Below are 6663 nucleotides of genomic sequence, written 5' to 3'. Positions count from 1 at the left end.
GCCTTCGCCCTCGCCGCCGGCCTGTCGCTGCTGGCGGCGCGGCTGCTGGCCGGCCTGCCCGACCCCGCCCCTGCTCCCGCCCCGCGCCGCACCGCGCTCGCCGGGCTGCGGGAGGGGGCGGGCTTCGTCCTCGGCCATCCCCTGCTGCGCCCCGTGCTGGTCACGGCGGTGGTCTTCAACACCGCCTGGTTCCTGCTGCTGGCCGTCTATGCCGCCTATGCGGTGGAGCGCCTCGGCCTCTCGGCGGCCGGCACCGGCGTCACGCTGGGCCTCTACGGCGCCGGGATGGTGGCCGGGGCGGCGCTGGCGCCGCCGCTGCTGCGCCGCCTGCCCTTCGGCCGGCTGGTCGCGGTCGGCCCCTGCGCCGGGCTGCTGGCAGCGCTGCTGATGCTGGCGAGCCTCGGGGCGCCGCACCGCGCGCCAGGGGCCGCGCTGGCCGGGGCCAGCCTCTTCCTCTTCGGCGCCGGGCCGATCCTCTGGACCATCGCCACCACCACGCTGCGCCAGGCGGTGACGCCAGACCGGCTTCTCGGCCGTGTCTCGGCGGTGGTGATGACCGCGACCTTCGGGGCCAGGCCGCTGGGCGCGGCGCTCGGGGCCCTGCTCGCGGCGCGCCTCGGCGTCGAGGCCTGCCTGGCCGCCGCCGCCCTGGGCTTCCTGGTCCAGGCCCTGGTCATCGCCGCCTCGCCGGTACCTCGCCTGACACGCCTGCCCGCCGCCACCACGGGCTGAGGGGGCAGCCTGACCGCTGCGGGATCAGAAGCGAGTGTATGGTTTCGTATTGCTACTTAAAGTTGATTCTCCTATCATTTCAGCAATCATTATTCGATTCCGGAAGTCCGCCCGGCGGGCGCCCGGGGCCTGGCCCGTCGTGAAGGACACAGCCCATGACATTCAACCCGCTCGAGGCGCTGGACTGGGGCATCAGGGCGCCGGGAAGCTGGATCACCTACAGCTTCATGGCCGGCGGCCAGCCCGCCTCCGCGGATGATCCGTCGCAGCTGACCGTCGCCTGGAACGACTACGAGAAGGGTCAGGTGCGGCAGGCTCTCGAGACCTTCTCCCGCATCACCAACCTGCGCTTCGGCGAGATCGCGCTGGATGAGGACGGCGAGCCCGAGGCCGAGCCCATGCTGGTGCTCAACCTCCTGGACATGAACGACCCGGCCCTGCTCGGCTCCTGCGGGCCGCTGGGGCGGCCGGAGCCGGCGCAGGCGCGGTTCAACGTCGGGGGCGACAGCTGGTCGCGCGGGCCCGGCGGCGACCTCGATGCCGGCGGCGACGGCTTCCAGACGCTGATCCACGAGTTCGGCCACGGGCTGGGCCTGTCGCACCCGCACGACACCGGCCTGAACGGCGATTCCCCGATCTTTCCCGGCGTCGTCGATCCCTTCGGCCGGCGCGGCTATGGCGAGCACGACCTGAACCAGGACGTCTGGACCATGATGTCCTACGTCGCCGGCTGGCCGACCGGGCCCGACGGCACCTCCGGGACCAGCGCCTGGGGCGAGGCGATGGCGCCGATGGCCTTCGACATCGCCGTGCTGCAGGCGAAGTACGGCGCCAACCTCGCCTGGGCCACGGGCGACGATGTCTACGAACTGGCCGACGCGGATGGCCCCGGCACCGGCTATGCCGCGATCTGGGATGCCGGCGGGTCGGACACGATCCGCTACGGCGGCGCGCGCGACGCCGTAATCGACCTCAACGCGGCCACGCTGCTCTGGGCGCCGGGCGGCGCCGGCCAGGTCTCCTATGTCGCGGGCGTCCATGGCGGCCTGACCATCGCCCATGGCGTCGTCATCGAGAACGCGGCGGGTGGCGCGGGCGACGACATCCTGCGCGGCAACGCGGCGGACAACATCCTCGCCGGCGGTCTGGGCGACGACGTGCTGGAGGGCGGCGCCGGGCGCGACACCGCCGCCTACGGCGTCACCCTCGCCGCGCAGAGCCAGGCCTGGGGAATGGAGGGCGGCGCCCATGTCCTGGCCGGCGCGGAGGGGCGGGACGTGCTGCGCGGCATCGAGGTCTTCGCCTTTGCCGACGGCAGCCTGGCCCTCGACGACGGCACGATCCTGGTCGATGACCTGCTCTACGCCATCGCCAATCCCGATGTCTGGGCGGCGGGGCTGGATGCCGAGGCGCATTACGGCGCCGCCGGCTGGCGCGAGGGGCGCGACCCCAACCTCCTCTTCTCGACGCGCGGCTACCTGGCGGCCAATCCGGATGTCGACGCCGCCGGCGTGAACCCGCTGGAGCACTACGCCGAGCAGGGCTGGCGCGAGGGCCGCGCCACGGGGCCGCAGTTCGACGGCGCCCTCTATCTCGCGCGCAACGCCGATGTGCGGGCGGCCGGGGTGAACCCGCTGGAGCACTACCTCGCCCATGGCGCGGCGGAGGGGCGGGCGATCTTCGCCGCCGTCGGCGCCGACATCGAGGCGGGCTTCGACGCCACCTTCTACCTCCTCGCCAATCCGGACGTGGCGGCCGCCGGCATGGCGGCGCGGGCGCACTGGCAGGGCTTCGGCGCACGGGAGGGGCGCGACCCGAACGGCTGGTTCGACACCGGCGCCTATCTCGCGGCGAATGCGGATGTGGCGCTGGCCGGCCTCGACCCCCTGGCCCATTACCACGACTGGGGCTGGCGCGAGGGCCGCGCCGCCGGGCCGCGCTTCGACACGGCGGCCTATCTGGCGGCCCATGCCGATGTCGCCGCGGCCGGCATCGACCCGCTGCAGCACTTCCTCGCCTTCGGCATCCATGAGGGGCGCGACGCCCCGCCGGTCGCATGAGGCCGCCGCCCGGCCCCGGTCACGCCCCCGGCCCCGCCCGCTTCATCGCCCGCTCGGGGGGCCGGTCCCGGCCGCTGCGCTGCCTGCACACGGACCCGGACGGGCTCTCGATCGTCATGTTCCACGAGGGCGCCTTCCTGCAGTGGCCCGGCCTGCTGCGCAGCGGCCTGCTCGACAGCCGCACGCATCTTCTCTTCACCTTCTCCTGGAACCAGGGCGCCGGGCAGTTGCGGACCCTGCGCGGGCGGCTGGAGCAGGCGGTGGCCGGGGCGGGGGCCGATCCCGCCCTGGCGCGCGACCAGGTCACGCTGCTGATGAATTCCGAGCGGGAGGTCGCCGATGCGCGCGCCGCCTTCCCGGGCTTCCGCGTCCTGCATTTCAACAACGCCGCCCTGCTGGACGAGGAGAGCATCCGCATCCTGCCCACGCCGAGGCTCTACCGCGCCGTGCTCAACAGCAAGCCACTGGCCTTCAAGCGGCATCACCTGTCGCGCCTGGTCGGCGGCACGCTCTTCATCACCTATGACGTGAACGAGCCGGACCACGGCCGCACCGCCCGCGTCGTCCTGGAGGATTGCGGGCCGGCCGGGATCGTCCGCAACCAGCCGCCGGAGCGGGTGGTGGCGTTGCTGAACAGCAGCGAGGTGGGGCTGATCCTCTCCGCCGCGGAGGGCGCCTGCTACGCCTCGCTGGAGTATCTCCTCTGCGGCCTGCCGGTGGTCAGCACCCCCTCCCTCGGCGGGCGCGACGCCTTCTACGACGCGGCCAACGCGATCATCGTCGAGCCGAAGGCGGAGGCGGTGCGCGACGGGGTGGCGCTGGCGCTGCGCCGGCTGCGCGAGGGGGAGATGGACCGCGAGGCGATCCGCCGGGAGGCGGTGGCGCGGATGGCCGGCTTCCGCCGCGTCCTCGCCGGCGAGGTGGCGCGCATCCTGGAGGGGCATGGCCGGCGGGTGCCGGACGGCATGGCCTGGCTGACCGACCTGCTGCGCCGGGACAGCAAGCTGCGCGAGCACCGCAATTTCTGGGTGCAGGAGGTCGAGGCGGCCTGACGCCCGGCGGGATCCGTCATCCGCCTGTCACATCGCCATGGTAAGGCAGGCGCCCCTGGGGCCGCGCCTGGCGGCCCCATCCCCCGACCCGCTCCGGCGGACAGGAGCATGGCATGGCGGAACAGCGCCCGAAACTCGCCCGCACGGTGATCGACCCCAGCGTCCGGCTGCGCGAGGCCGGGATCGGCCGCTGCTGCGAGATCCTGCGGGACAGCCAGATCGAATACGCCACCCTCGGCGACTACAGCTATCTCGGCGAGGATTGCATGGTGTCGGATGCGGCCATCGGGCGCTTCTGCGCCATCGCCGCCCGGGTGCGGATCGGCGCGCCGAACCACCCGATGGACCGGCCCTCGCTGCACCGCTTCACCTATTGCCCGGAATACTACGACGCCGGCGCGGCGCGGGACCGCGCCTTCTTCGCCGACCGCCGCGCCGCCCGCGTCACCATCGGCCACGATGTCTGGATCGGCCATGGCGTGACGGTGCTGCCCGGCGTCACGGTGGGGGATGGCGCGGTGCTGGCGGCGGGCGCCGTGGTCAGCCGGGACGTGGCGCCCTATGCGGTGGTCGGCGGCGTGCCGGCGCGGCGCATCCGCGACCGCTTCCCCGCCGGGATCGCCGCCCGGCTGCGCCGCATCGCCTGGTGGGACTGGCCTTTCGAGACCATCCTGGCGCGCCTGCCGGAGTTCCAGAGCGGCGACATCGCCGCCTTCTGCGACCGCTGGGACCCCGCTCCCGCCTCCACCCCCGCCGCCGCCCTGGCCGCCGGCGGCTGAACCCGGGCGCGGCGGCGCCTCAGCCGCCGAACTGCCGCTCCATGCCGCGCTCGACCTTCTCCAGATCCACGCTCCACTCGTGGGTGATCGGGTTGATGCGCTCCAGATGCAGGGCATGCGCGTGGCCGCGCAGGCGCGAAATGCGGGCGAAGTTGTAGCGCAACGACATGCTGCCGGCGCTCGCCGGCACCAGCTCCAGCACGGTACAGGTGTCCGGCTTGGCCAGCAGATGCGACAGGCCGGCGCCATGCGGCGCGACGATGCGCCGCGCCCCGGCGAAGAGCGCGACCTGCGCGGCGAGGCTCATGCCGGAGAGCTCGACGGCGGTGAACCCCGCCCGTTCCACCCGTTCGATCAGCGCCGCCTCGTTCAGCAGCCGACGCCGCCCGGCATCGCGGCGGGAGATGTAGAAGTCGGCGGGCGTCTCCCCGGGCATCTCCCGCCGGGCGGCTACGTTGATGCGCCGGAAGCCCGCCTCGTAGGCCCCCCAGTGGCGATAATTCAGCATCCGCCGGTCGCCGACATGCAGCCGCCCGACCCGCAGGGCGTCCCCCACCCGCAACCGCGGCGCCTCGCTGCCCAGCAGCGCCAGGGAAGCCTCGTGATAGGATGGCGCCAGGTCGCTCAGCAGCAGGGACGGGGCTTCCGCCGCATCCCCGAGCGTCCAGAACAGGGAGGGCAGCCATTCGCAGAGCCAGTGGAACAGCCCGGATTCCTCCATGGCCAGCACGCCGCTCCCGACCTCCGGCGCCTGCCGCGCCGCCGCCAGGCTGGCCTCGGGAAGGGGGCGATTGCCGGAGAGAATCACCTCGCCTCCCTCGCGCCAGACCTGGCCATGCCAGTTCACCAGCACATCCTCGTGCACCGCCACCTGCGGCCGGATGTCGCGCCGCAGGGCGGCCTCGAAGGCGTCCCGCACCGCTTCCAGTTCGGCCAGCGCGGCAGGCGGGGCAGCCTCGTGGTGCAGCAGCGGCGGTGGCCCGGGCTCGGGCATGCGCGGTGGCGCGCCTCCCGTGTCCCAGGTCAGCACCCGGTCCGGCCCCACCGAGAGCGCCGCACCGGTCAGGCGCCGCCGCAGGATGCCGGCTGCCAGGCGCAGGCCGCGCTCCCGCGCGCTCGCCTCGATCAGTGCCAGGACCTGCGCCAGCCCGCTCCGGTGCGGCGCGGAGTCCAGGAGCGCCCGGCAGGAGAGCAGCAGCCCCCAGGCCGCTCCCGCCTCGCCCGACATGGCAAGATGCCGGCCGATGGCCAGGGCGATATGCGGCGGCAGTTCCACCCCCACCGAGCGCCGCAGCACCTCGTCCAGCAGCGCCCCGGAGCGGGCTTCGGTCGCGGTGACGGCGGCATAGAGCACCGTCCGCGGCCGCCAGGGCCGATCCGTGGTGGCGAGGAGGGCGATCCGCAATTCCTCCCAGCCGCCGGCCTCGGCCAACACCTTCGCCCGGCGCTCGAAAGCCAGGGGGTCGAAGCTGGAGGCTCCCGTGGCCTTCTCAACCAGTCCTGGCGATTCTGCGTTCAACTTCGCCTCCACCTTGCATGACGCCATGCTACCTCGAATTGCACCGGCGGCCAGCGGGACGAGCTTCTAGCGATAGGTCAGAACGTAGTGGATGGTGAAGTTGAAGGTGGTGCTGTCGCCTTCCATCTCGGGCGTGAAGCGCGGTGCCTGGCCGTCGCGGAAGATCGCCGTGGCACCCATGTCGAGCCAGCGTGAGCCGGAGCGGCTGATCATCCTGAGGCCGGTCACGCGGCCATCCCGCGCCACCGTCACCTGCAGCGTCACCGGGCCGGATTCCCCGGCCATCGCGGCCTGCGGCGGATAGAAGCCACGGCTGCGGACCCAGGCCAGCAGTTCCTGCTGCCAGTTGCGGCTGGCCCGCGTGCCGGCGACATGGCTCACCGTGGCGTTGTTGGTGGCCAGCGGCCCGGCCGGGCCCAGCGGCCGCTGCGGCACCGGCCCGATCGCCGTGTCGATGGCCCCCGGCCGCCCTGGCGGCTGGGCCCGGCGCGGCGAAAATGTAACGGGGCTCAAGCCATCTG

6 protein-coding genes are annotated in these 6663 nt (G+C 73.4%); 4 read left to right on the top strand and 2 right to left on the bottom strand.

All coding sequences use genetic code 11. The features are described from left to right. The 4 genes from ACVMLK_RS19200 to ACVMLK_RS19185 form a co-directional block, all read left to right on the top strand. A partial coding sequence (locus ACVMLK_RS19200; protein WP_457487319.1) for an MFS transporter occupies positions 1-732 on the top strand: 732 nt, incomplete at its 5' end. Between the two features lie 155 nt (positions 733-887). Then, entirely contained in the window at positions 888-2792 is a 1905-nt protein-coding gene (locus ACVMLK_RS19195; protein ID WP_457487318.1) for a M10 family metallopeptidase, read from the top strand. Continuing rightward, positions 2789-3844 carry a glycosyltransferase gene (locus tag ACVMLK_RS19190; RefSeq protein WP_457487317.1) on the top strand — a complete coding sequence of 352 codons (1056 nt, stop codon included), beginning with the start codon at positions 2789-2791 and terminating at the stop codon, positions 3842-3844. The genes ACVMLK_RS19195 and ACVMLK_RS19190 overlap by 4 nt, the downstream gene beginning before the upstream one ends. A 113-nt stretch (positions 3845-3957) precedes the next feature. After that, positions 3958-4623 carry a DapH/DapD/GlmU-related protein gene (locus tag ACVMLK_RS19185; RefSeq protein ID WP_457487316.1) on the top strand — a complete coding sequence of 222 codons (666 nt, stop codon included), beginning with the start codon at positions 3958-3960 and terminating at the stop codon, positions 4621-4623. A gap of 19 nt (positions 4624-4642) precedes the next feature. On the opposite strand, the gene ACVMLK_RS19180 is transcribed toward ACVMLK_RS19185, so the two are convergent. Then, positions 4643-6142, bottom strand: coding sequence for a glycosyltransferase 61 family protein (locus ACVMLK_RS19180; protein ID WP_457487315.1), 1500 nt, complete (start codon positions 6140-6142; stop codon positions 4643-4645). 66 nt (positions 6143-6208) lie between these two features. Beyond that, on the bottom strand, positions 6209-6663 hold a 455-nt coding region (locus ACVMLK_RS19175), incomplete at its 5' end, for an energy transducer TonB (RefSeq protein ID WP_457487314.1).

This window comes from Teichococcus aerofrigidensis, assembly GCF_054073225.1.
Note: the sequence above shows the minus strand (reverse complement) of the source record. Positions and strands in the feature narration are given on the sequence as shown.

Excerpts from the sequence above, each read along its gene's own strand:
- ACVMLK_RS19185 (WP_457487316.1), top strand. The coding sequence starts at position 3,958 with ATGGCGGAACAGCGCCCGAAACTCGCCCGCACGGTGATCGACCCCAGC.
- ACVMLK_RS19195 (WP_457487318.1), top strand. The coding sequence starts at position 888 with ATGACATTCAACCCGCTCGAGGCGCTGGACTGGGGCATCAGGGCGCCG.
- ACVMLK_RS19190 (WP_457487317.1), top strand. The coding sequence starts at position 2,789 with ATGAGGCCGCCGCCCGGCCCCGGTCACGCCCCCGGCCCCGCCCGCTTC.